The following is a 23,074-nucleotide window of genomic DNA, read 5'->3' as shown; positions in this document are numbered from 1 at the left end:
GTTTTGTCAGCCGTCGAATACACCGGAAGCCACCTGTTCCGAGGAGGAAACCGCGACAACCAGATTGACGCCTTTGACGATCGTTCCCCCTGCCCTTCTGAGATCATTTGCGGCAGCCAGCGGCCCGGACACCGGCGCCGCCATAGACTGGACAGTTCCCGCATCAAGGTCGGCAAGGTAGAGCTGCTCGTCACCTGGCAACCCGATCACAACAATTCTAGCCATCAATTCCCCCTTTTTGGATCAGCGATTAGAACCCGGCCTTCAACAGGCCCTCGCGGTACACGTCCTTTTGCCACTGTTCGCGCACCGGAAGTACGGACAGCCACTTGTCGACATCAAAGTGTGGATTGAGCTCCTGGGCCTTGCGCCGATGGATCCGCGCCTTGGCCATATCGCCAGCCATTGCATGGCTGGCAGCGAGGAGCCGGCGCGCCGAAGACGGATCCTCCATGCGCTCGATGTAGCCGATCGCTGCATCAAACCGGCCAAGGAAATAGCTGGCCCCTGCGGCGATCCAGAAATAGTCGTCCGGGCAAATGGGATTGAGCGCCATGGCCTTTTCGATCTTGGCCAGGCCTTCAGACGGTTTGGAAGCGTGGACCAGAGCGTCGGCATATCCGCATACGGCATCCGCCAGGTGCGGGCTCAGCTGTTCGGCCCGGTCGAAGGCTTCGAGGCTGTGATCTACGTCGCCGATATAGAGCTTCGACAAGGCGAGTTCCCGATGCGCCGATGCCAGTTCCGGCTCCAGGGTGACTGCCCGCTGTGCTACCTGCTCGGCCTGGCGGAGCAATTCACCATCTCCCCTCGCCGTCAAAACCCATTCCCAGGAATAGGTGCGCGACAGGCCGGCAAGAGCCGGGGCGAAGTCGTTGCGCATCTTGAGCGTCTCCCTGAACGCGTTCCGGGCACGGCGGACATCAGGAAGCGTGAACTTGTTAAGATGTTGTGAGCTTGCCAGATACGAACGATACACCTCCGGCTGGGCGCGGTAATCGGCAAGTATGGCCTCGCTGCGCCGGAGATGGTGGTTGATCGCCTCCACAACCATCTGCGCCACCTGCTTTCGATGCGAAACCAGCAGGTTTGGATCAAGATGAAACCGCTCCGCCCATAGGAGGCTGTCGGAGGGCAGAAAGATCATCTGCACAAAAAGCCCGTCCGGCCCAAGGCGAGTATCGATGACATAAGAAATCGCATGGGTTTCCAGTTGCGCAAGCTTATCAGGGTGGCTGCGGATTCGCTCGGCTGTGTAAGGAGCGACCACGGCCACCGTTCGCAGCGAGCACAGGCTGATGGTGATGTCTTCCAGGAGAGCGTGTGCGGGATAGGAGGCACGGTCATCGATACCGGTCGGAGCAAGGAGAACCAGCCGGGGGAGTTCGGACATGACCTGGACCGGCGGGATCGCGGCGTCGGTCAAGGCAGCCAATTCCGGTCGTCCTGGCAAAGCGGGCAACCGAGGCGTGGTACCGCCCTGGCGACGATGTGTCTCCACCAGGACTTCCTGGACCGCCATATCGTCCGGATGCCGCTCAAGCAGCTGCTTTGCGACCTCTTTGATCAGCGGCAGGTCCTGCCGATCCTGAGCGGCGGCGGCGGCAAGCAAAAGGTCCCGAAGCCCGCTCCAGTGGCGCTCTCGTTGCGTCTCCGCCCATGACTTCAGTGCAGAAGGCAGATCGACTCCATCGAGGAACCGCAGGGTCAGAAGTTTCGAAGCGGTGCGAAGCTGGTCGTAACCGGCAGGGTCAGCCGAAAAGAGCATGAAATCGGCATCCACCGGCAGGCCTGTCAGCTTGACGTTCAAAGTGGAAGATTCCATCGGCAACCGCCAGCCGCTGGCTGCACACTTGCGCACCCTTTCGATCATCTTGCGGAAGTTGGTTTTGGCTGCCTCCGGGTCTCCGCTCCAAAGTAATCGCGCCAGGTGTTCGCGTGGCAGTTTCTCCTCGCCTTCGACCATCATATAGACGAGAGCAAGCAATGCCTTTTCCGGAAGGGGTAGCCGCCCCTGTTCGTCATCGGCAATCCACAGGCTCCCAAAGGTCACCAACCGTAGCATGACTACGTCCGTCAGCCAGCGGCTCTCGGATCATCCGATTTGGTATCGGTTGCATCCGGGCCGCGGCTTAACGATTTGACGAGTTGAAGGATGTTCTGGCGCAGCTTGGGGTTCCCGACGCGCTGGAATGCGAGATTGAACTCGATCCCCTCACGGCTTCCAACGAACCTTGTCACGGCGTCGTCCTCCCTCACTTGCGACCTGTTGTCGCCGGCTGCATGGCTGGCGGGACCATCCTCGAAAAAGAAGGCGACCGGCACGTTCAATATGGTGGAAATGTGCTGCAGGCGACTGGCGCCAACCCGGTTGGTTCCTTTCTCGTATTTCTGAACTTGCTGGAATGTTATTCCAAGGTTTTCGCCAAGCGTTTCCTGGCTCATTTTAAGCATCGTCCGGCGCAGCCGGATCCGGCTTCCGACATAAACATCAATGGGATTAGGTTTCTTCTGGTCCATCGCCAAGGTCCCTCCGTCTTCGTCGAAGACTGCTCCACTCGCAAAGGTATTTCAACTGGTGCTCGCAAAATAGTCGCACAGATAATCCGGTCATCAGACGGCACCCTGGAGACCGCTCTCGCCGTCGTCCGCGAAGCACTATCAACAGCAACGGTGAGCTTGGAGCTTTCACGTCAGTCACAGTCGTTTGTAAGATGGAGACACACAGAAAGGTACCCGGCGATTCTGGCTTTGACCTGAAGCATGGTGCTAGCCTCCAGCCAACAGCTTCATCACCCGTGGACCTGATGCCACCCATGGCGGCCTTGCTTGCGGCTCGTGAGCAGGCTGCCTGGCGGAGCTTTTTCCTAGGTACTTTCTGCAATGTAACGGCTGCGGTACTTCGTTTAAATTCGCTTGCTTGGCCGATGACTAGAAACGGGAGGCACGGACCGAATGAAGAACCGCCGCGCATTGCCAAGGTGATCCATCACTCCAGGCTGTCACGGTCACTCAGGAGATTGCGGGGGGTCAGGCACAGCCTCAACCCTGCTCTTGAACATGCCGCCAGAGCATCTACTACCCTCTAATGCGCTACGTGACCGCCGTCGGCCTCGAGTAATCGCGAAACGGGGCTCTCCTGACGGAACTTTGCGGCGACGTCCGGTCCGGTCTCTGGGGTCACCGGGTCTTAAAGCCCTACCAAGGGTATCCGCATCGCGAGATCGAGCTTTTACGAGAAGCGACGATACCGATGCCTGAATACGCGGAAATGTCTCTGTCGCAGGCAAGCGGCGATCTCTCAAGTTTTACGAGCGACCCGATCTGGGCGGAACTGGCAGAGCACATCAGGACCAGAGCCATAACGCCGCTTTCTCCCGAATGGGGATGGTCAGCGTCGTAGAAGGCGTTTGATTTTGGCTGGCTCCGATGCTCAATTCATTCCAATTGAGCTGAACCTCATAACGGGCCGGAGGCCGATGTGTCGATCAAACAACAGGCCGTCATCAGGCAGCTATCGTCCGATGATGTCGATATATTTCGCAGAATACGGTTGGAGGCGCTTTTAGAGGAACCGCTTTCGTTCGCGAGCGTGTATGACGATTGGGCTCAGCTTTCTGACGACGAATGGCGCCACCATCTGGACCATCCGGTTTTCGTCGCGTTTGTTGATGGACGGCCCGTCGGCATGATGGGGGTCAAGTTCCAACGCCCGAGCCGGTTCTCGCATCGGGCGACAATTATTGGCGTCTATGTGCAGAAGGGTCAACGTGGGAGCGGGATGGCCACACAGCTTCTGGGCCACATCATCCAGCACGCAAAAGACCACGCGGTTTTGCAGCTTGAGCTTTCGGTGAACGCAGAAAATTCAGCCGCGGTCCGCTTTTATCAGCGCCATGGTTTCCTAGAGGTTGGTCGCATTCCGGATGGTTTTCGTGGTCACAACATGGAAGCTGACGAGGTAATCATGGTCCTCCGTTTGAATAGATAATCATCCCGAATTTGGCCGCCTGTGAACCTTCCGCAGCTGTCACGCTCGCAAAACGAATGACAAGGCGCTGGTGGTGATCACCGATCACCCCCACCGCTACCTTAAAAGGCTGGCCAACCCGTACCTTATCCAGCTCCCTTAGAAGACGATGCCATTTCTGATTTCGAGACATGGGAACGGCAGCCGGCGCGGTGCTGATTACTTTCGTCATCGAACGATTTTGGACTTTTCGGGCTATGGAAGAGCGGCGTTTCCAGCTCGGCCTGCGGGTTGATTTAGCCACCTTAGTGCGGAAGCCCTCATCAAGGACGGCCTCCGCCCCGGCGAAACTCTCTATCACAAACAAAGCATTAGCTAGAAAACAGAAGAAGTACGCACGCGGCCTCGCCGGCCGCGCTTGACATAGATCAATTAGCGACGCAGTATATTCCTTATGGATACAGAATATTCACATAGAATACAAGAAGAAAATTCGGGCGTCCGTCCTCTCTCCACGGCCCTCAAGACGATGGCCGTGCTTGATGTGCTCGCCCAAAGCAGTCGCGGCATGCGGTTGCCCGAAATTGCCACCGCTATGGAACTGTCCCGCCCAACCGCCTATCAGCGTCTTTTGACACTGGTCGAGGCAGGTCTGGTCGAGCAGGACCACGAAATGCGTTACCGCCTTTCCATGCATGCATGCCGACTTGCAGCCGCAGCATTGGAGCAAGCTGATCTGGGCACTCGCGTACAACCGATCCTTGAGACGCTGGTCGCCCGTGTCCAGGAAACGGCGTCAGTCGCCGTTCTTGACCGTGGCGTTCCGTGCATCGTTTCGCGCGTGGAATCGCACAGCGTTTTAAGGGCTGAGCAAAAGATCGGCACCACCATGTCGCTGGAAGGGTCAGCGTCCGGGCGGATTCTTACTGCGTTCGCTGATCCGGCAACGCTTGAACGCTTGAAGCAGAACGGCGAACCACTTGCGGCGGACGCGCTTCTCGATGAGGCCCGCGAGAAGGGGTACGCGGTGTCGAGCGGCTACACCCACAGCGGAGTGGTCGCGATCGCTGCGCCGATCTTCGACATCCACAACAAGTGCCTTTCCACGGTCTCGCTGGTGATGCCGGAAACGCGCTTCGTTCTCGAACTCTTCCGCGAACCGCTTCTCGAAGCGGCTCGCGCCATAACCAAAATGCAGCAGGGAGCGCGTTGAGGGCATGACCGCAACATCCAAACAGGCGGCAAAGCCGCTGCCGAGGCCAGGCCACGAGGTGATGAAGACATCGCGGCTTGCAGCCATTCAGCCCAGCCGGCTAAGCGGCACGCGCGCCTTCATGAACAAGATGATCCGCGAAAGATGGGACATTCGCATTGTTCGGTTCGACGTGGACGGAAACGCAGAAGGAACCGTCGTCTATTCAATCAAGGCGCCATACCAGGAATTCTCCTTCATTGGCTTTTCGCGTCCGCCAAGCCGCACCGCGCGAACAGGTCGCATCATCGGCCAAGCATGGGACATGATGGGCGCGCTGATCGAAGGCCCCGCTACGGAAGAAGAAATAGAAAGCGCGCGACGGGAGATCCCAAAGCTCTATACAGGCAGAGCGACGTCCAACGCTCTAATATGGTGTCGATCGAACCGATCGATGCGTGTATTCGATCAAACCATGGCAGCGCTGGCAGAGGGCCGTCAGCCTCACGGAGAGGACATCGCCCGCGTGTGCTACCTGATGCGCAATACCGGGCTTGATGGAAACGGAACCTTCGGCACGCGCTCCTTTCAATCGCTTGGAGCGCACCATGCCCTCGGCGGGGTTCTCGAAGCCCAGTTACTGACCGCCTATCTCATGCGCGAGTTTTCCTGCGACCTGGTTGAACATCTCGCCGCCAAGGCATCTTCGCAAGCCGTCAAGCTAGCTCCAGAACTCCGCCGTTACATCGGGGTGGGCAACGGCTCGGCCCTGGGGCTCATCTTCTTCGTGCACAAGCACCCGCGATTGATAGACCGGCTTCTTTCGGCTCGAGAGCACGCCATCGCGCTTGCGCGGGGGCTTGCCTTAAACAAATCCGATTACCGCATCGAACAGCTTTCAGACCTTCTTCAGCGCGCGATCGTCTTTCGCCGTCAGGACAGGATGGTCTACGAAACCTTCGCATCCAGCGCCCGGGTCGCGGACGATCTTGATACGATCTTGGCGCAGCTACACCGGTTCCGAGCCACCGGTGCTGTTCTGGGGCGTGAAACGGTTCGCCCGTTGGACGTACTGGCAGACGAACTCGACGGCAAAGTGGCGCCGGAAGCCTATGAAACGCTCTTGTCGCTATATCTGGAACTCGTACCGGATGAGGCCGATGCCCTTTTGAAGGGGGTCGAGGCACCCGATGAATTCGTCGTCTCTCCCGCAGAGAGTGTTGCAGATCTGATAACGCTGGTACGACAAGATTATCGGTGGGCCCTTGACGTGGATATGTCGGGCCCGGATGCCTACAGATACGTGTGGTACAAGTCTGAGACGGCAGAGGAGCCCCGACGCGGGGCCCGTGAAGAAGTGCCGGACGCCCTAGACCTCGGCCTGGATGTATGTGGCAGTATCCAATCCCTCCTCGCTGATCTCAATGCCGAAGACGGCAAACTTTCCATTGCTCGCTTTCTCTTAAAGCGCCCGCAGCACCGCCATATGGTGTCTCGTGTTCAGAGCCTGAGGGGCCAGGAATACCATACTCCCCGCGCCAATATTAACTCCGAAGCATTCGTTCCGATCGACCTTGTCAGGCTGATGAATGTCGGCATCCACGGCATCGACAAGTGCCGGGATTTTTTGAGCCGCAACCTGCGCGGTGTCCTCTATCACGGGGCTCCGACGCCTGACGATCTGCGTGCCGGTTACACCGGCATTTGGTACTATCCTGCGGAGCCAGTTCTATGAATATCTTGTCCAGCACCACGATGAGGGTGATGCCTCGCGAGATGCGCCTGATGTCCGAGCGCATCTTCTCCCTTTCCAGTCTCCCCAAGGGGTTCTTCCTCGCGGTCTGCGACTTTCCGATGTATTCGCAAAAGCGTGGCCTTGGCGGATTCGAATTGCTCGAAAGGCGCTTTGGCGACTTCAAGTCAGCCGACCCGGCGCGGATCAGCGTAGCGGCCGAGAACGGCAGTGCGATTGGGCTGGATGCGAACGGCGAACACGCGTGGTTTGTGCTGCCGACTGCCATCGATCTTCTTGGAGAGCTCGTCGCCCGCCATGGATCCGCGGAGCTAACGGTAGGCAATGTCGCAGACGCTGACGAACTGGCGATAGCGGCCGATTTGGGCGGGAGATCCGGTCTTGCCGTTACCGTCCTGGGGAACCTGCTAAGAGCGAAGCCTGCTCCTGTTAAAGGTGACGTTCGAGCAGACGACCCGATGCTATGGGCTCTCCTCGCCGGAGGCGTCGAGATCGAAGCTGACCTCTGGTGGCGCATCTATCACTTGGCGAAGCGGGCCCTTGCTACGGACAGTGTCGTGTCACGACGACATGCCGGACCGATGATTGTCAACGAAGACGGGACGGTTATCGGCCGCAAAGACAATGATGACGAGACAGATGTCTCATTCTTGGCTTCAAACCTTTCTGAACGGATCAAGGAAGGAGCCGGATCATGATCATCGACGGTTTGCAATGCGGCCACTTCGATCGTGCCGCTTTCGAAGCTCTTCTCGCGGGGAATGTGGGCGGCGTCGTCAACACCTGCGGCTTCTGGGAAGGTGCGGTCGAATCCATGGATTCAATAGCTCGTTGGCGAGACCTCGTTCGAGACAATGCCGACATCGCTGAAATCGCTCTTACCGCTCGCGATATCACCCGCATATCGGACGCAGGCAAGCTCGCGATCATCATGGGTTTCCAGAACGCCAACCTCTTCGAAGGGCGCATCCGCTTCGTCGAGATGTTTGCGGAGCTCGGCGTGCGGGTCGTGCAACTGACTTACAACAACCAGAACGAGCTCGGCGGGTCCTGCTATGAAGCGGAGGACTCCGGCCTGGCGCGCTTCGGCAGGGAAGTGGTCCGTGAGATGAACGCCACTGGGATCCTCGTAGATTGTAGCCATGTCGGCGATAGAACCACTTTGGACGCGATCAAAGTGTCTGAGAAACCAATCGCCGTAACACACGCCAATGCGCAGTCGCTCTTCATGCACAAGCGCAACAAGTCCGATGATGTCATTCGTGCGCTAAGAGATACGGGAGGCGTCATTGGCTGTGCAGCTTATCGGAACATCACCGGCGACGAATACTGCGCCTCCATAGAAGCATGGTGCACGATGGTTGCTCGCACTGTCGATCTTGCTGGCATCGACTCAGTCGCTATCGGCACCGACAAAAGCCACAATTTCACTGCGCCTGACTATGCGTGGATGCGCAAGGGCCGCTGGACCCGTGGCGAGGATTACGGCGCCAGTACTGCCGGCAAGCCGCTGAAGGCCGCACCGCCGGAATGGTTCAAAAAGGTCGAGGACATCCGCGTCATTCCGGATGGACTACGTGCCGTCGGGTTCTCCGAAGCGGAGGTCGGGCAAATCACCCATGGCAACTGGCTCAGGCTCTACGAAGCCACCTTCAGAAAATCATAAAAGAGGGAGAATTGAACATGAAAACGTTGTTGACGCCAAACCGTCGGCGATTCTTGCAGACCGCGGGAGCGGCGATCACAGCCTCGCTTGCCGCCCCCTATATCGTCCGCGCACAGGACAAGGTTCTGTATGTGAACACCTGGGGTGGACCCTGGGAGACTGCAGCCAAGACCCATCTGATCGAGCCGTTCACGAAAGAGACGGGCATCCAGGTCAAGACCGTGTCGCCTGTGTCGTTCGCCAAGCTTGCACAGCAGGTCAAAACGGGTACCTACGAGTTCGACGTCACCACGCTTGGCGCCGGAGAACTGATACGCGCCAATCAGGCGGGGATCATCGAAGAACTGGAGCCCCCCTATGAGGGCGGCCTTTTTGAAAACGGCGCTGCTTCCCATGCTTTCGCAACCGTGCTTGCGTGGCGGACCGACAAATACAAGGAGACGCCGAAAACCTGGGCTGATTTCTGGGATGTCGAGAAGTTCCCAGGCGGCCGCTCGCTCCAACGTTACGCCTCACGTGTCATTCCGCTCGCTCTGCTGGCTGACGGCGTGGCTGTAAAGGATCTTTATCCGCTCGACGTGGAACGCGCCTTCAAGTCGTTGGACAAGATCAAGCCGCATGTGCGGGTGTGGTGGACAGCCGGAGCCCAATCAACCCAGATCTTGCGTGACGGGGAGATCGACATGATCGGTATCTGGCACGGCCGCTATTTCGAGGCTGAAAAGACAGGCGCGCCGGTCGCCATGACATGGAATCAAGGCGAAATCGAACGGGCATACTGGGTCATCGCCAAGAACACCCCAAACCTCGACAGTGCCAGGAAGTTTGTCGAATTCGCCACCAGCGCTAAGCCGCTTGCAGGCTTCTCCAAGTCCGCCGACTACGGTCCGCTGAACCCGGCTTCGAAGGAGTTCGTCAGCCCGGAGGATGCCAAACGCATGCCGACTTCACCAGAGAATTACAAGCTTACCTTCGAGCAGGACATGGCGAACTTCGGGATCGATCCAGCAGAGCTTGCAGAACGGTTCGAGGAGTGGGCCGCGAGCTAAGGTTCGCTCGACCAATCCATCTCAATCAAGCGGCATCGCTAACGCGCGATGCCGCGTCGACCCCCGCATGCCATGGGAAGGGAAGGCAATGGGCTCAAGCCTCTCAAGACTGACGGAAAGGACCAATGTCTGGCCATGGCTTCTATTGGCGCCGCTCGGCATCTACATGCTGGTCTTTTTCGTCGTCCCGCTCGTCGATGTCGCGATCATGAGTGTGACGGATCCTCGTGTCTCGCTTGTAAACTACCAAAGAGTGCTGACAGGCGCGCTCTACCAGCGCGTGTTCCTCAACACCTTCCTGACCGCGGCTTTCGTGACAGTGTGCTGTCTGGCAGTCGGTTATCCCCTCGCCTACCTCATGGCGCACTCCAAGCCGCGCACAGCAATGCTCATCCTTTTGCTCGTGACGATGAGCTTCTGGACCAGCTTTCTGGTGCGAACCTACTCCTGGATGGTCCTGCTCGGGAACAATGGTCCATTGATCGCTCTGCTGCAGATGATCGGGATTGATGACACACCGCAGCTCCTCTTCACACGCTTCTCTTCAACGCTCGCGATGGTGCACATTCTCGCGCCATACATGATCATGAACATCTTCTCGGTCATGAAAAAGATCGACCCGGCGTTGATCCGATCGGCCGAGAGTCTCGGGGCCCGGGGCTGGTCGCTCTTTCGACATGTCTACTTGCCCTTGACCGCCCCAGGTATCGCGAATGGTTGCGTGCTGGTTTTCGTGATCTGCCTCGGATTCTATGTGACACCTGTTCTTCTTGGCAGCCCGCGAGAGCAGATGATCGCAGGTCTCATCGGTCACCAGATCGACGAATTCCTGGCCTTCGGCATGGGGTCAGCCATGGCGATGGTCCTGCTGTTGATTACCTTCGTGATCCTTGCCATCTACCACCGCCGCTTCGGCCTCGACAAACTTTGGGGGTGATCATTCATGAACACGTTCATGCGCTGGGCCGGCATCCTGGTCACAGTCTTCATTGCGGCACCCCTGGTGATTGTTGTGCCGATGTCTTTTTCGAGTGCAAGTTCGCTGCAGTTTCCGCCGCCGGGTTATTGGCTTGGCTACTACCGAGCTTACTTCACCGACCTCGACTGGTTGATACCGACTTGGAACAGTATCGTTATCGCCTCCGCGACAACTTTGCTGACCATGCTGCTGGTCGTGCCCGCCACGTTTGCCCTTGTGCGACACAAGTTCCGTGGAAAAGGCGTCGCCGATCTGATGATGCTGATGCCCCTTGCCGTGCCTCACATCGTCATGGCGGTCGGATACTACTCGTATCTCGGTGATCTCGGATTGGTCCACAGCCATATGGGCGTCATCCTGGCTCACACATGTCTCTCGGTTCCAATTGCGTTTCTGGTGCTATCCGCCAATCTGAAAGGCTTCGACCGGAATCTCGAGCGAGCAGCCTTAAGCCTTGGGGCAAGTCCCACCAAGACGTTCATTCACATCACCCTGCCGATCCTGCGGCCGGGCCTGATCATCAGCGCGCTGTTTGCCTTTATTCAGTCGTTCGACGAGACGGTTGTCGCGATCTTCATTTCCGGGCGTGACGCCGAGACCCTGCCGAGAAAGATGTTCGACAGCATCCGGCAGGAAGCTGATCCCGTGATCGCTGTGATTTCTACGTTGCTGTTCTTCCTCGTGTTGGTCGGCATCGCAACTCCCTATTTTATCAGCACCCTCCGCAGCCGCGCCCCTACGCCAAGCCGCTCACCTGCCGGCGCACACTAAATTCCCAAGGACTCACCGATGACGAGCTATCTTGAACTTTCCAATATCACCAAGGCCTACGGGAACTTTACGGCGCTGGATAACGTGAGTCTGTCGGTCGAAAAGGGAGAGTTTGTAACCTTCCTTGGGCCAAGCGGCTCCGGTAAGACGACGACCTTAATGATCGTTGCCGGTTTCGAGAAGGCAAGCGGTGGGAGTGTCCGTGTCGGGGGGCGATCCATTTCAGAGCTCGCGCCGCACGAGCGCAATATCGGTATTGTCTTCCAGAACTACGCTCTGTTTCCCCACAAGACCGCAGCGGAGAACGTCTATTTCCCACTGCAGATGCGTGGTGTGAATCGTGCAAAGGGACTCCGTCAGGCCGAAGACATGCTCTCCCTCGTCGGCCTAAAGGGGTTTGGCCACAGGCATCCAAAAGAGCTTTCGGGCGGGCAGCAGCAGCGCGTTGCGCTTGCACGCGCGCTTGTGTTCGAGCCCTCCTTGTTATTGCTCGACGAGCCGCTCGGCGCGCTTGACAAGAACCTACGCGAGCAGATGCAGATCGAGATCAAGCGCATCCAACGCAGCCTGGGCGTAACCACGATCTTTGTCACCCACGATCAATCCGAAGCCATGTCGATGTCGGACCGGATCGTTGTATTCGACAAAGGCCGGATCGAACAATGCGCGGCACCGCTTGACATCTATCACAGCCCGCAGACGTCTTTCGTCGCTTCGTTCATAGGTGAGAGCAACCTGATACCAGCAACGGTCACGAACGCTGCAGCCCGGATAGCCAATAGTCCTGTACTTGGCTCCTTCGATTATGCAGGATCTGACAATGCTCTGGCAGATGGGCAGGAAGTGACACTGCTGATACGGCCAGAACATATCAAGCTGTCTCGTAACCCGATCGAAGACCGAAAGAGCGCTAGGATGACGGTCGAGACGATCGTCAATTATGGCGACAACGCTCTTGTAATCGGCAGAGCCGGAGACATCCCGATGCGGGTAAGGGTGCTGGGCGCAGACGTTGTCATCATCAAGGAAGGCGAAGAATGCTGCATCAGTTGGACGCCTGACTCCGTCTTCGTCATCACCCGATAGAAAGGCGAGCATCTTTCATGACCTTAGAATTCTCCTCGATCATCGAGCGCTTTGGTGTAGGCAAGCGAGGGAGCCTTGCAGTTGTTCACGGCGGCACAGGCTATTTCGCCTGCACGCCCCAGGCTCCCTATGATGGTTCGCTCAGCGCCGCGGAGCAGGCGCGCCAGCTTCTGAACAAAGCAGAAGGCCGATTGGCCGAGATTGGTAGTGCTAAGGAGGGGTTGCTTTTCTGTGCGATTGTCCTTGCAGACATGCAGGACTACGCTGCGGTAAACGCGATTTGGGACGATTGGGTAGAAGGTACCGCTCCGCCTGCGCGTGCCTGCTTCGAAGCCACACTCGCCAGCCCGGATCTCAAGGTCGAGATGATCATGATCACCGCCACGAAGCCGGCGTGATCAGACCATTGCGGCCTCGATGAGGAACGGCCCCTTGCGGGACAGGGCAGCGGTATAGAGCTTTGCGAATTCCGCCGTGTTCGTCGCCCGGCCGGATTCGACGCCAAGACCTTTGGCCAGCGAGCACCAATCGAGCTTCGGCTGGTCGAGGTCGAGCATCTTGCGCGCATTTGCGCCATAGGAGTTCACGCCAACATTCGTCATTTCGCCTTGCAGGATGCGGTAGGCGTTGTTGGCAAAGACGATGGTGACGACATCGAGGTTTTCGCGCGCTTGCGTCCAGAGCCCCTGAACCGTGTACATGCCGCTGCCATCTGCCTGCAGGGCGACCACTTTGCGATCAGGCGCACCGAATGCTGCGCCTGCCGCCAGCGGAATGCCAATTCCAATCGATCCCCCTGTGATCGGCAGATGGTCATGCGGGTGGAGACAAGGAGAATGCGCAGGATATTGCCCAATTGAGGTGAGCGCTTCATCGATGACGATGGCATTCTCAGGCAGGTGCCGGGCAATGGCCAGACTGATGGCATCCGGCGTCAGCGCCCCATGGGGAACTTGGATGTCATGTTGCCCGAAGGTGTTCGGAGCAAAGTGAGCATTCGGCGCGACATCCAGGCTATCCGCCAGGGCCTCCAGTGCGGCCGCCAGATCATGCTCATGGTCCGCAAGTTGCACAATCTCGCAGCCGGGTGGCAATGTAGTGCTTGGCTTTCCGGGATAGGCGAAAAACGTGACGGGTCGCTGCGGACCGATACAGATGGCAACCTCAAACGGCTTCAGTGCCTCGACGGCCAGCTCGATGTTGTAAGGAATGGGCCTGACGGATGCGCGGCCCGCGCCACGGGCACCGCGGTCCGACTGCACCGAAAACAGCGAAGCGCCGGTTGCGGCGGCAATCCGTCCTGCTGTTGCGAGCGGTTTTTCCCGCAACGCGCGGCCACCGAGAATAATGATGACGCGCTTGCCGCTCTTCAGCGCCTTCACGGCCGCCTTCAATGCAACATCGTCCAGCGGAGGAGGAGCAGGAACGGAAACCGGGGACAGGATTTCGGGGGAAACCTCGCCCCAAGCGGCGTCCGCCGGCAGGATCATCGTGGAAACGCCGCGCTGCGCTATGGCGGCTGCAAAGCCTTCCTCCGTGCAGCGGCGAATGTCTGCGGGTCCATCCGCGCGACCGACCCAGTGGGACATCGGCCGTGCAAGGCTCTCGATATCGCTTGTCAGTGGTGCGTCATATTGCAGGTGGTAGGAGGCATGGTCGCCGACGACATTCAAGATAGGCGTGCGGGCGCGGCGCGCGTTATGCAGGTTGGCAAGGCCGTTCGCAAGACCCGGACCGAGATGCAGCAGTGTCGCGGCCGGTTTTTCTGTCATTCGAGCGTAACCGTCCGCCATGCCGGTCACCACACCTTCAGACAGGCCAAGCACGCAGCGCATCTGCGGCTTGCGATCGAGCGCCGCCACGAAATGCATCTCCGACGTGCCGGGATTGGCAAAGCAGACATCGACGCCGTTAACCAACAGGACGTCACAGAGCATATCGGCGCCGTTCATTCGCTTTCCTTTGCTGTTGATATTGGCGACCTAGGCCGCCGTTGCTGTTGCAGCATCCGAAAATGCCGCCTCGATGGAGGCCTCAAGTATGGCAAGTCCTTCCTCGAGCACATGCCATTCGATCGTCAGCGGTGGCAACAACCGGATTACGTTCAGGCGTGTTCCGCAAGAAAGGAGGATGAGGCCACGCGTTTCGGCCTCGGCGACGATACGGTTTGTGATATGAGGTGCGGCAGCCTTTGATTGGCGGTCCTCAACTAACTCGAATGCGACCATCGCACCAAGCCCGCGTACCTCGCCAATCCGCTCCATCCCTTGGCGTGATGCGATCGAGATAAGGCGGCCGGAAATCCGGCGCCCCACCTCCGCCGCGCGCTCACAGAGTTTTTCATCTTCGATGACATCCAGAACGGCATTGGCCGCCGCTATTGCGAGAGGATTGCCGGCATAGGTGCCGCCGAGGCCGCCCGGATGGGCTGCGTTCATGATTTCGGCCTTGCCGGTCACAGCCGAAAGCGGGAAGCCGCCTGCAAGCCCCTTTGCCATGGTAACCAAATCCGGCTTCACGCCCGCATGTTCGAAACCGAACATCTTGCCGGTACGCGCCATACCTGCCTGAACTTCGTCCGCGATGAGGACGATGCCATGGCGATCGGCAATCTCTCGGAGCCTGACGAGGAAGTCGCGTGGCGCGACGTTGAAGCCGCCCTCGCCCTGGACCGGCTCCACGATGAAGGCTGCTATACGTGCCGGATCCACGCCGGACGCAAAAAGCCGCTCCAGTTCCGCAACCGCCTGTTCAGTCGAGTAATCGAGGAAGGGATTGGGGAACGGCGCGTGATAGACGTCGGCCGGAAAGGGACCGAAGTTCTTCTTGTATGGCATAACCTTGCCGGTCAGCGCCATACCCAGCATGGTGCGACCGTGGAAGGCGCCCGAGAAGGCTATGATGCCCGCACGACCTGTATAGGCGCGGGCAATTTTTACCGCGTTCTCCACCGCTTCGGCGCCAGTAGTGACCAGCATTGTCCGGTTCTCGGCGCCAGTCGGTGCTATCTGGTTCAGTCGCTCCGCTAGCTGGATATAGCTTTCATAGGGTGCAACGTGAAAACAGGTGTGAGTGAAGCGGTTCGCCTGTTCGGCCACTGCCTTCATGACGGTTGGGTTGCGATGACCGGTATTGTTGACAGCAATACCCGCCGAAAAGTCAATGAAGCGGTTTCCCTCGACATCCCAAAGCTCGGCGTTCAGTGCCTTGTCGGCAAAGATGGTGCGGGTTCCCACGCCGCCAGCGACGGCAGCCTTCTGGCGTGCATGCAGATCATTGGAAGTAGCCATTGCAATATCCCCTTTTACCGACGGAGCACTCTATAGACCCGCTCATTATTTTGAGCAATAGCATAGTTGGCGCTAGAGGTACGGAGGGGAGCACGCGGAGATGACGACGGTTCTTTCAGCCGACAGATTGCGGAAGCGGTGCGGCTGGCGACTGTCAAACAGATATGCCTCGCCGGCCTTCAGGATCCTGACTTCCTCGCCAACTGTTATTTCCAGCTCGCCCTGGACGATATAACCCCCTTCTGAAGAAGCATGCTGCAGGAATGTTTCGCCCGTATCAGCGTTGGGTTCGTAGACTTCATGTAGGATTTGTAGGTTGTGAGCCCGGGCATCGCCCACCTGACGCAAGACAAGTGAGGCTTCTGGCCCGCTTGCAAGGCCCTGGGCTGGTACTCGAGAGGTAAGGTCGACAAGCTCATCCGCGGAAAAGAAGGGACCTTTGGGAGGGCTTCGTTCCGGTTCGAAAAATTCTCCCATGCCCATACCAAGGCCGCTCAAGATCTTTCGCAGCGTAGAGACAGACGGGCTGATCTTGTTCGTCTCGACGTTCGAAATTTGTGCATGTGGGACCCCTGCCCTTTCCGCAAGCTGCCGCTGTGACAGGCCCGCGGCGATACGCATCGCGTGAAGCCGGGCACCGATATCGAACCTTTCGTCCACCTGTTTTATCCACTCCGTTGACGACGCTCCGCTCAACCCTATGCACCTGTTTTAATGTTCGCGCAAATGGATGATATTTTGAGCGCGATTGCAAATCGTCTGTCGCGGCAGACTTGCTAAAGGGGGACGTACCCGTAGAGCAGTCTCGCCCGTTGATCGTCTCGCCTTGGCGCCCAACCGAAAGGGACAGAACCAGCGGTAGGTAAGGCCAAGACTGGCCCGCGTTTCGATCTGGCTTCGGCAACCTACGAGACAAAATCTTGGAACATACAGCGAAGCCAACCATTCTCTACCGGAGATCGGCAGACGAAGGTGAACGCTCTATGCAGCGAAGAAATAGGTTTGATCCTTGGTGACCCACGGCTGGGAACCAGACCCCTATGCAGTGGCGCTTACAGGCGCGGGGCTTCTCATCGCATTGGTAGCATGGCTACCGCTGGCTCTACGCCGACTTCCGCTCTCGCTTCCCATCGTTTGCTTGGCCATTGGCGGCCTGATCTACACGTCGCCATATCTGAAGTTGGACCCATCACCAGGTGCACACCCTTACGCCACCGAACGGTTGACGGAGTTCGTGGTTCTTGTCGCATTGATGGGCGCAGGCCTGAAGATTGACCGCCGGTTCTCATTCAAAGGGTGGAAAACCACTTGGCGGCTGTTGTTGATCACGATGCCGATGAGCATCATCGCGATAGCGTTCATTGGCACGACTATCCTTGGTTTAGGTGCGGTGGCTGCACTGCTTTTAGCAGCAAGCCTCGCGCCCACCGATCCTGTTCTTGCGGCCGACATCCAAGTTGCCGGGCCCTTTGAAGGGGGCGAAGACACTGTTCGCTTCACGCTGACGTCAGAGGCAGGCCTGAACGACGGGTTCGCATTTCCTTTCGTGCATCTTGCCATCGTTTTAAGTCTTGCGGCCACAACAGGAGAGCCCTGGTTCGCTCGTTGGCTGACCTTGCATGTCCTGTGGGAGGTGATTGCTGGCATTGGCTGCGGCTGGCTTGTCGGCCGTGTATTTGGTTGGGCAACCTTCAAGATGCCCGGCGATACGTTGGCAAAGACAGGCGACGGATTGGTAGCCATCGCAGCTACCTTCGTGTCGTATGGCGTGTCCGAGCTGCTGCACTGCTACGGCTTCTTCGCGGTCTTCGTTACTGCGTTGACATTGCGCAGCTCCCATCGCGACCACGACTTCCAGCGCGACATGCACGACATCACCGAGCAGATCGAGCGCATCGCGATGATGCTCCTGCTGCTTGCTTTCGGCGGCGCCATCGTCAATGGCTTGCTGTCCAGTATCGGCTGGATAGAGATTGTCGCCGTCCTGCTCATATTGCTGGTCGTTCGACCTGTAACCGGCTTGCTTGCACTTATTGGAGTCCGTGCGACGCTCACCGAAAAAATCACCATCGCCTTCTTCGGCATTCGGGGTGTTGGCTCATTCTACTATCTCGCCTATGGCCTGAATCACGGGCGGTTCGAGGACGGCGATCGATTGTGGGTCATCCTGTCGCTTGTCGTCTTCTTGTCGATCCTGATGCACGGGCTCACGGTGACACCAGCGATGCGTTGGCTGGATCGCCGGCACGGCCGGAAAGCTGACTGAAGCTCAGTCGAGCCAGGCAACACGGGGCCTACATCCACTTCTGAAAGAACACCACGCGGCGTGTCTCATGAAATCCTGGGCTGCATGGAGTTCTTGGCTGGTTGTACTTTCAAGCAGCGCGTCAGAACCAGATTCAGTGACAATGCGCAGATCGATATCGGAATAGGCGTTGGCGCGATCAGCAGCCATCGACCCCCGAGGAAAACGCGCAGCACCTTTGGTTCGTCTGCGAACGCAGCCAACCGCCGTTGCAATAAGGTCGTTTCTCGCCATTTCGAAAACGTCACATGGGAACGGTGTCCTCATGAGAGAGAGAGAGAGAGAGAGAGATTAACCCTTTGTGCAATTGCCGTAAGGGGGCCGACCGCCAGATGTGCGGGCTGGCCGTTCAACGCCCACTTCAGCCATGCCTCTGATGCGTCAACTACGGTCATTCAGCCATCAGACGGCGTACTCCGCCCTCCTCGTGCTCATCTATTTTTGAACCGGATCCCGACTTCAGCTCTGAAGAAGCTGACAGCCCTCCGGCTCCTGAGTTCAGAGAATTCTGGCCGATATGAACAATATCGTGCCATGGGCGTTAAAGAGATGCAAAACGCTGGAAGTTGGCGTATGGGGTTTTGGGTAACTCTCCGGGACGTGGTATTTATATGAAGTCGAATGTCGGCGAACGTGACCACGTGTCCAGCGCCACGATTATTACCGACCTTCCTGAAGGACTGAACACAGCCGACATCTTGCGATCCTTGCTAGCTGCAAGCAGCGACTGCGTGAAGATTCTCGACCTAGACGGCCGCCTGCTCTTCATGAGCGAGGGTGGCACACGGGTTATGGAGATCGAGGATTTTCGGCAAATTCAGCATTGCCCCTGGCCAGACTTCTGGTCGGGTCCCGAACAGCAAGCCGCTCTCGAGGCCATTGCGGCCGGACGCGAGGGCAGGTCATATCATTTTCAGGGTTACACGGCGACATTCAAAGGAACGCTGAAATATTGGGCTGTCGAGGTCCTTCCGATAAGGAACCGAGACGGGCGACCGAGCCATCTGCTTTCCATCTCGCGGGACATTTCCGCCGTACGCGCGGCCGATCTGGAGATTGATCGATTGATGGAGCAGGCTCGCCATCACGAGCTGCGTTTCCGTATGTTGGCCGACGCCATGCCGCAAATGGTCTGGTCGACCCGACCGGATGGGTATCATGACTATTACAACGCCCGCTGGTACGAGTTCACTGGCATGGCGGTCGGCAGCACCGATGGCGAGGGGTGGAACGGCCTATTCCATCCCGATGACCAGGAACGGGCCTGGGAGCGATGGCGTCATTCGCTGGGCACAGGCGAGCTTTACGAGATCGACTACCGCCTTCGACATCACTCGGGCGAGTACCGCTGGGTTCTGGGGCGGGCGTTGCCGATGCGAGATGCCGACGGCGCAATTGACCGCTGGTACGGAACTTGCACCGATATCCATGTGGCAAAGGAGACGGCCGATAGCCTCGCGCTCCTGAGCCAGGAACTCAGCCACCGCATCAAGAACATCTTCGCTATCATCAATGGCATTATTGGCCAGTCGGCACGTTGGTTCCCAGAGAGCAAGGCGTTCGCCTCGGACATCCAGCAGCGTCTCGCGGCCCTTGGTCGTGCCCACGATTTCGCCCGGCCACATAGCGAGGAATCTCGTTCTTCGGCGACGTTGCCCACACTACAGAATCTCCTCCAGGAAATTCTACGCCCCTATCGCACGGAGGACCAAGGCCGCCTCCAGATTTCCGGAGACGAAATTGCAATCGATGATCGTTCGGCCACGCCCCTTGCGCTGGTCTTCCATGAGCTGGCCACCAACGCGGCCAAGTACGGTGCCTTGTCGACGATAGAAGGCCGCGTGGCCATAGTGTTGGAGGCGCACGGGGAGCGCTGCCGCATCACCTGGACGGAAACCAATGGTCCACGCATTACGGGAGAGCCTGAAAGGACGGGCTTTGGGACCAAGCTGTCCCTGGTGAGCGTTCAAGGTCAACTGGGCGGGACTTTGGAACGCCGGTGGTTGCCGGAAGGCCTTCAGGTCGTCTTAGAATGCCCGCTCGCCAATCTCTTGCGGCATTAAGCGTGCTGTTCAAATACAACGAGCGGAGCTGGCGGGGCAGACAACTCACCACGGACAAATTCCAGCGCGTCCTCCACCTGGTTCGCATCATATGGTTTCGAAAGCACCCCGATGGTGTCTGGCACACCTGTCCCCAGCAGGGCTGGGTTTGCCGTCGTGAATACCACTTTGATGCCTAATTTGCCAAGCCGTTGTCCAACTAAGGTCCCGGTCGGGCCGTCCCGTAGATTCACGTCCACCAATGCTACGTCTGGCGACAGCTCGGCGAGCCGCGACGCAGTAGTGGAATCAGCCGCAATACCAATCACCTGATATCCCAAATCCTCCAGGACGGACTCCAGCTCGAGGGCCACCATAAATTCGTCTTCAACAATAAGTACGCGCTGCATGATGCCTCCGTGGTCGTCAAGTCGAGCAACGCGAGGCGTCGCACTCGGTTCCTCGCAGTTTTCAACTTTGGTCTTCCTAGTTTTGACCCGCGTTCACTCGATGGCCTGAGGTCTCTCAGCGCCATCAGCGGTCGTGTAGAGCACAGCAGTAGGTTTCGAGGACGTTCCCTCGTTCCGACGGGTATGATCGCTTCTCCTGAGGCCACGGATAAGCTGCTCATTCTGGTTTTTGGTACTGCCATGGGGTGCCCACGTGCACCGATGCATGGTTCAATAGGGTTATTTTCAGAGTTTGAATTCCAATGAGAGCACAATGTCTTTTTCAGATCGCATTTTCCAGCCATTCGAGACGCTGATCCGTCCTCTCGACATCCCTTACCAGCCCCTCCCAACTCAAGGGCCATTTGTGCTGCTCTGGCATTTCGCGCGGATGTTTCGGTACGCGCTCATCCCCATCGCCGTCTTCTCGATGGCAGTAGAGGGCATCAATCTCTTCCTGATTTGGAGCCTGTCCGATATCGTGGATGGGGTCACGAATAAGGGGGCGGCGACCTTTCTGGCAGAAGATTGGTCGCTGCTGGTCCTTATGGCCGTACTGCTCTTCCCAATTTCGCCTTTCTTCTCCTTCGTCACGAGCACCCTTTCCTCGCAAACCGTGGCGGTCTGCTTACCTTCTGCCATCCAGTGGCAAGGGCATAAGGCGGTCGAGCGGCAGGATATCGCGTTCTTTCACGACACGTTTGCCGGCCAGGTGGCTTCGCGACTGTCCCAAGTCTCGACCGCTGTGCAGCAACAGGTCGTTGTGGCCTTCTATAGCATTCCCAACTTTGCAGTTCATTTCCTGGGATCGCTTCTGCTGCTAGCTTCCGTCGGCTGGCAGTTGACGTTGCCGGCGCTGATATGGATCATGATCAGCATCGCCATTGCGATCGTAGCGGTACCGCATTTCTCGGAGCGATCGAAGCTCTCAGCGAAGCAGAGAAGCCTGGTGGTCGGCGCTATGACGGACCTCTATTCGAATATGCAGATGGTAAAGCAGTTTGCAGCAGAGGATAGCGAGGCTGGCGCTTTTTGCGAGGGATCTTCTCGAACGCTATCACTCGTCAGCAGCATGAAAGGCGGGTCTATATGGTGACCAGCGTCACAATAAACAGCGTCAATGCGCTCTTCTGGATCGCCATGCTCGGGATCGGGTTTCACGGGATGCTGAATTTATCGGTTTCGACTGGAGAGTTCGTTGCCGCGATCTACATCACCCAGCGGCTTTCGGGTAACGCTCGGGTCTTCATCGACATGGGACAACAAATCTTTCAAGCCGTCGGCACATTGCGCGACGCTATGCCTGTGATGACAACACCGCCAACCGTCGTGGATGCGTTGAATGCAAAGCCCCTGCAGGTAGGAACGGGCGAGATCCGATTTGACTCGGTTGGCTTCTCCTATCATCGCGAGAAGCCGGTGATCGACGGCTTGAACTTGACAGTCCATGGCGGTGAAAAGGTTGGACTAGTGGGGCTATCTGGCGCGGGAAAGACGACGCTCGTCAACCTCCTGCTCCGATTCTACGATCTCGACGGAGGTTCGATCGCTATTGACGATCAGGATATCCGGAGCGTCACGCAAAGCAGCTTGCGGGAAAACATCGGCGTCATCTCGCAGGATGTTTCCCTTCTTCACCGCTCGGTGGGTGACAATATCCGTTATGGTCGCCCGGATGCGTCCCATGACGAGGTTGTGCAGGCTGCTATTGCCGCTCATGCGCATGGGTTCATTGCTGATCTTAAGGACAAGGAGGGCCGCTCGGGCTACGATGCCTTCGTTGGAGATCGCGGGGTCAAGCTCTCAGGCGGTCAGCGCCAACGTATTGCCATCGCCCGCGTGCTGCTGAAGAAAGCGCCGATCCTCGTGCTCGATGAGGCAACTTCAGCCCTCGACAGCGAGTCCGAAGCTGCAATCCAGGAAAATCTCGCGAAGGTGATGGCCGGCAAGACAGTCATCGCGATCGCGCATCGCCTCTCCACCATCGCGAGCATGGATCGAATTGTCGTTTTAGGTGAAGGCCGCATCGTTGAAATGGGCAACCCAGAGGAGCTTGTGACGCGGAATGGGCTTTACACTCGCCTATGGCGGCGACAGACCGGCGGCTACATCGGCAATGACTAGCGCAGGTCCGGTGGAAGCGTTCGATGTCATCGGCTCCGTGGTTGCGAGTTCCTGCTGCTATCGACTTTGGCTTCTATCACCCCGAGTCTCGAAGGATGGGGTCCGCGCCGGTCCGCCAGGACGCGAACCCCACTGCCGACGCAGTACAGAACAAAAAGCAACGGTGTTAGGTGTCAATCGCGTTAGCGTGGTGTTCCCGCATTCTTGCGTTGAGGATGATGATCATCTTTCGCATGACGGCGACGAGCGCGACTTTGCCGGGTTTTCCTTTCGATTTCAGCTTTTCGAAGAAAGCTCTGATGCCGGGATCGAAGCGGATTGCCGGCAGGGCTGCGATGTAGAGGGCATCGCGAACCGGTTTTCGACCGCCGGCAATCATGCGCTTGCCGCGCATCTGG

Annotated in this window: 18 protein-coding genes and 4 pseudogenes; 14 read left to right on the top strand and 8 right to left on the bottom strand. The window is 57.9% G+C overall.

The features are described 5' to 3' along the window. Positions 1-6: 6 nt before the first annotated feature. From EDE09_RS18485 to EDE09_RS18475, 3 genes are read right to left on the bottom strand one after another with little or no spacing between them, the layout of a single operon-like run. On the bottom strand, positions 7-225 hold the full coding sequence (locus EDE09_RS18485; protein WP_105372300.1) for a hypothetical protein: 219 nt from the start codon (positions 223-225) through the stop codon (positions 7-9). A 25-nt stretch (positions 226-250) separates the two neighbouring features. Continuing rightward, positions 251-2,065, bottom strand: a complete 1,815-nt coding sequence (locus EDE09_RS18480) for a hypothetical protein (RefSeq protein WP_132412266.1) — start codon at positions 2,063-2,065, stop codon at positions 251-253. Positions 2,066-2,076: 11 nt separating this feature from the next. Then, complete coding sequence (locus EDE09_RS18475) at positions 2,077-2,526, bottom strand: helix-turn-helix domain-containing protein (protein ID WP_105372298.1); 450 nt, start codon at positions 2,524-2,526, stop codon at positions 2,077-2,079. Between the two features lie 535 nt (positions 2,527-3,061). Between EDE09_RS18475 and EDE09_RS28720 the strand changes: the two are divergent. The 11 genes and pseudogenes from EDE09_RS28720 to EDE09_RS18425 all read left to right on the top strand — a co-directional run. Then, positions 3,062-3,403 (top strand): annotated as a pseudogene (locus EDE09_RS28720) (hypothetical protein); the annotation flags it as partial. Positions 3,404-3,481: 78 nt separating this feature from the next. After that, positions 3,482-3,991, top strand: a complete 510-nt coding sequence (locus tag EDE09_RS18470; protein WP_132412264.1) for a GNAT family N-acetyltransferase — start codon at positions 3,482-3,484, stop codon at positions 3,989-3,991. A gap of 433 nt (positions 3,992-4,424) precedes the next feature. Beyond that, positions 4,425-5,183 carry an IclR family transcriptional regulator gene (locus EDE09_RS18465; protein ID WP_105372295.1) on the top strand — a complete coding sequence of 253 codons (759 nt, stop codon included), beginning with the start codon at positions 4,425-4,427 and terminating at the stop codon, positions 5,181-5,183. Between the two features lie 4 nt (positions 5,184-5,187). Next, positions 5,188-6,897 (top strand): hypothetical protein, encoded by a 1,710-nt coding sequence (locus EDE09_RS18460; RefSeq protein ID WP_165924224.1) that lies wholly within the window; start codon positions 5,188-5,190, stop codon positions 6,895-6,897. After that, positions 6,894-7,613: a hypothetical protein gene (locus EDE09_RS18455; RefSeq protein ID WP_105372294.1), complete on the top strand. Its 720-nt coding sequence runs from the start codon at positions 6,894-6,896 to the stop codon at positions 7,611-7,613. The genes EDE09_RS18460 and EDE09_RS18455 overlap by 4 nt, the downstream gene beginning before the upstream one ends. Then, positions 7,610-8,581: a membrane dipeptidase gene (locus EDE09_RS18450; protein ID WP_105372293.1), complete on the top strand. Its 972-nt coding sequence runs from the start codon at positions 7,610-7,612 to the stop codon at positions 8,579-8,581. The genes EDE09_RS18455 and EDE09_RS18450 overlap by 4 nt, the downstream gene beginning before the upstream one ends. A 17-nt stretch (positions 8,582-8,598) precedes the next feature. After that, positions 8,599-9,630, top strand: a complete 1,032-nt coding sequence (locus tag EDE09_RS18445; protein WP_132412262.1) for an ABC transporter substrate-binding protein — start codon at positions 8,599-8,601, stop codon at positions 9,628-9,630. Positions 9,631-9,718: 88 nt separating this feature from the next. Continuing rightward, the gene (locus EDE09_RS18440; RefSeq protein ID WP_105372291.1) at positions 9,719-10,567 is read left to right on the top strand and encodes an ABC transporter permease; all 849 of its coding nucleotides are present in this window, start codon (positions 9,719-9,721) and stop codon (positions 10,565-10,567) included. A gap of 6 nt (positions 10,568-10,573) precedes the next feature. Next, complete coding sequence (locus EDE09_RS18435; RefSeq protein WP_112800149.1) at positions 10,574-11,380, top strand: ABC transporter permease; 807 nt, start codon at positions 10,574-10,576, stop codon at positions 11,378-11,380. Between the two features lie 18 nt (positions 11,381-11,398). Next, on the top strand, positions 11,399-12,466 hold the full coding sequence (locus EDE09_RS18430; RefSeq protein ID WP_105372289.1) for an ABC transporter ATP-binding protein: 1,068 nt from the start codon (positions 11,399-11,401) through the stop codon (positions 12,464-12,466). A 17-nt stretch (positions 12,467-12,483) separates the two neighbouring features. Then, entirely contained in the window at positions 12,484-12,864 is a 381-nt protein-coding gene (locus EDE09_RS18425) for a RidA family protein (RefSeq protein ID WP_132412260.1), read from the top strand. Here the strand turns inward: EDE09_RS18425 and EDE09_RS18420 are convergent, their stop codons facing one another. The 3 genes from EDE09_RS18420 to EDE09_RS18410 form a co-directional block, all read right to left on the bottom strand. After that, the gene (locus EDE09_RS18420; protein WP_132412258.1) at positions 12,865-14,418 is read right to left on the bottom strand and encodes an acetolactate synthase large subunit; all 1,554 of its coding nucleotides are present in this window, start codon (positions 14,416-14,418) and stop codon (positions 12,865-12,867) included. A 30-nt stretch (positions 14,419-14,448) separates the two neighbouring features. Next, positions 14,449-15,756 (bottom strand): 4-aminobutyrate--2-oxoglutarate transaminase, encoded by a 1,308-nt coding sequence (gabT, locus tag EDE09_RS18415; RefSeq protein ID WP_132412256.1) that lies wholly within the window; start codon positions 15,754-15,756, stop codon positions 14,449-14,451. A gap of 72 nt (positions 15,757-15,828) precedes the next feature. Then, positions 15,829-16,416: a cupin domain-containing protein gene (locus tag EDE09_RS18410; RefSeq protein WP_105372285.1), complete on the bottom strand. Its 588-nt coding sequence runs from the start codon at positions 16,414-16,416 to the stop codon at positions 15,829-15,831. A 352-nt stretch (positions 16,417-16,768) separates the two neighbouring features. On the opposite strand from EDE09_RS18410, the gene EDE09_RS18405 reads away from it, so the two are divergent. Then, complete coding sequence (locus EDE09_RS18405) at positions 16,769-18,022, top strand: cation:proton antiporter (RefSeq protein ID WP_245422881.1); 1,254 nt, start codon at positions 16,769-16,771, stop codon at positions 18,020-18,022. 650 nt (positions 18,023-18,672) lie between these two features. Beyond that, positions 18,673-20,124, top strand: coding sequence for a PAS domain-containing protein (locus EDE09_RS18400; protein ID WP_132412254.1), 1,452 nt, complete (start codon positions 18,673-18,675; stop codon positions 20,122-20,124). On the opposite strand, the pseudogene EDE09_RS18395 reads toward EDE09_RS18400, so the two are convergent. Then, positions 20,121-20,522, bottom strand: a pseudogene (locus EDE09_RS18395) (response regulator); the annotation flags it as partial. The gene EDE09_RS18400 and the pseudogene EDE09_RS18395 overlap by 4 nt on opposite strands. Positions 20,523-20,826: 304 nt before the next feature. Between EDE09_RS18395 and EDE09_RS18390 the strand changes: the two are divergent. Then, positions 20,827-22,676, top strand: a pseudogene (locus EDE09_RS18390) (ABC transporter ATP-binding protein). Between the two features lie 166 nt (positions 22,677-22,842). Here EDE09_RS18390 and EDE09_RS18385 read toward each other — a convergent pair. Then, positions 22,843-23,074 (bottom strand): annotated as a pseudogene (locus tag EDE09_RS18385) (IS110 family transposase); the annotation flags it as partial.

The organism is Neorhizobium sp. S3-V5DH (assembly GCF_004343065.1).
In the GTDB taxonomy this organism is placed as follows: domain Bacteria; phylum Pseudomonadota; class Alphaproteobacteria; order Rhizobiales; family Rhizobiaceae; genus Neorhizobium; species Neorhizobium huautlense.
This window is presented reverse-complemented; position numbering and strand designations above follow the sequence as displayed.

Bases quoted from the DNA above. Each gene is read 5' to 3' on its own strand.
- EDE09_RS18485 (WP_105372300.1), bottom strand. From the start codon at position 225: ATGGCTAGAATTGTTGTGATCGGGTTGCCAGGTGACGAGCAGCTCTAC.
- EDE09_RS18480 (WP_132412266.1), bottom strand. From the start codon at position 2,065: ATGCTACGGTTGGTGACCTTTGGGAGCCTGTGGATTGCCGATGACGAA.
- EDE09_RS18465 (WP_105372295.1), top strand. From the start codon at position 4,425: ATGGATACAGAATATTCACATAGAATACAAGAAGAAAATTCGGGCGTC.
- EDE09_RS18460 (WP_165924224.1), top strand. From the start codon at position 5,188: ATGACCGCAACATCCAAACAGGCGGCAAAGCCGCTGCCGAGGCCAGGC.
- EDE09_RS18455 (WP_105372294.1), top strand. From the start codon at position 6,894: ATGAATATCTTGTCCAGCACCACGATGAGGGTGATGCCTCGCGAGATG.
- EDE09_RS18450 (WP_105372293.1), top strand. From the start codon at position 7,610: ATGATCATCGACGGTTTGCAATGCGGCCACTTCGATCGTGCCGCTTTC.
- EDE09_RS18445 (WP_132412262.1), top strand. From the start codon at position 8,599: ATGAAAACGTTGTTGACGCCAAACCGTCGGCGATTCTTGCAGACCGCG.
- EDE09_RS18440 (WP_105372291.1), top strand. From the start codon at position 9,719: ATGGGCTCAAGCCTCTCAAGACTGACGGAAAGGACCAATGTCTGGCCA.
- EDE09_RS18435 (WP_112800149.1), top strand. From the start codon at position 10,574: ATGAACACGTTCATGCGCTGGGCCGGCATCCTGGTCACAGTCTTCATT.
- EDE09_RS18430 (WP_105372289.1), top strand. From the start codon at position 11,399: ATGACGAGCTATCTTGAACTTTCCAATATCACCAAGGCCTACGGGAAC.
- EDE09_RS18425 (WP_132412260.1), top strand. From the start codon at position 12,484: ATGACCTTAGAATTCTCCTCGATCATCGAGCGCTTTGGTGTAGGCAAG.
- EDE09_RS18420 (WP_132412258.1), bottom strand. From the start codon at position 14,418: ATGAACGGCGCCGATATGCTCTGTGACGTCCTGTTGGTTAACGGCGTC.
- gabT (WP_132412256.1), bottom strand. From the start codon at position 15,756: ATGGCTACTTCCAATGATCTGCATGCACGCCAGAAGGCTGCCGTCGCT.
- EDE09_RS18400 (WP_132412254.1), top strand. From the start codon at position 18,673: ATGAAGTCGAATGTCGGCGAACGTGACCACGTGTCCAGCGCCACGATT.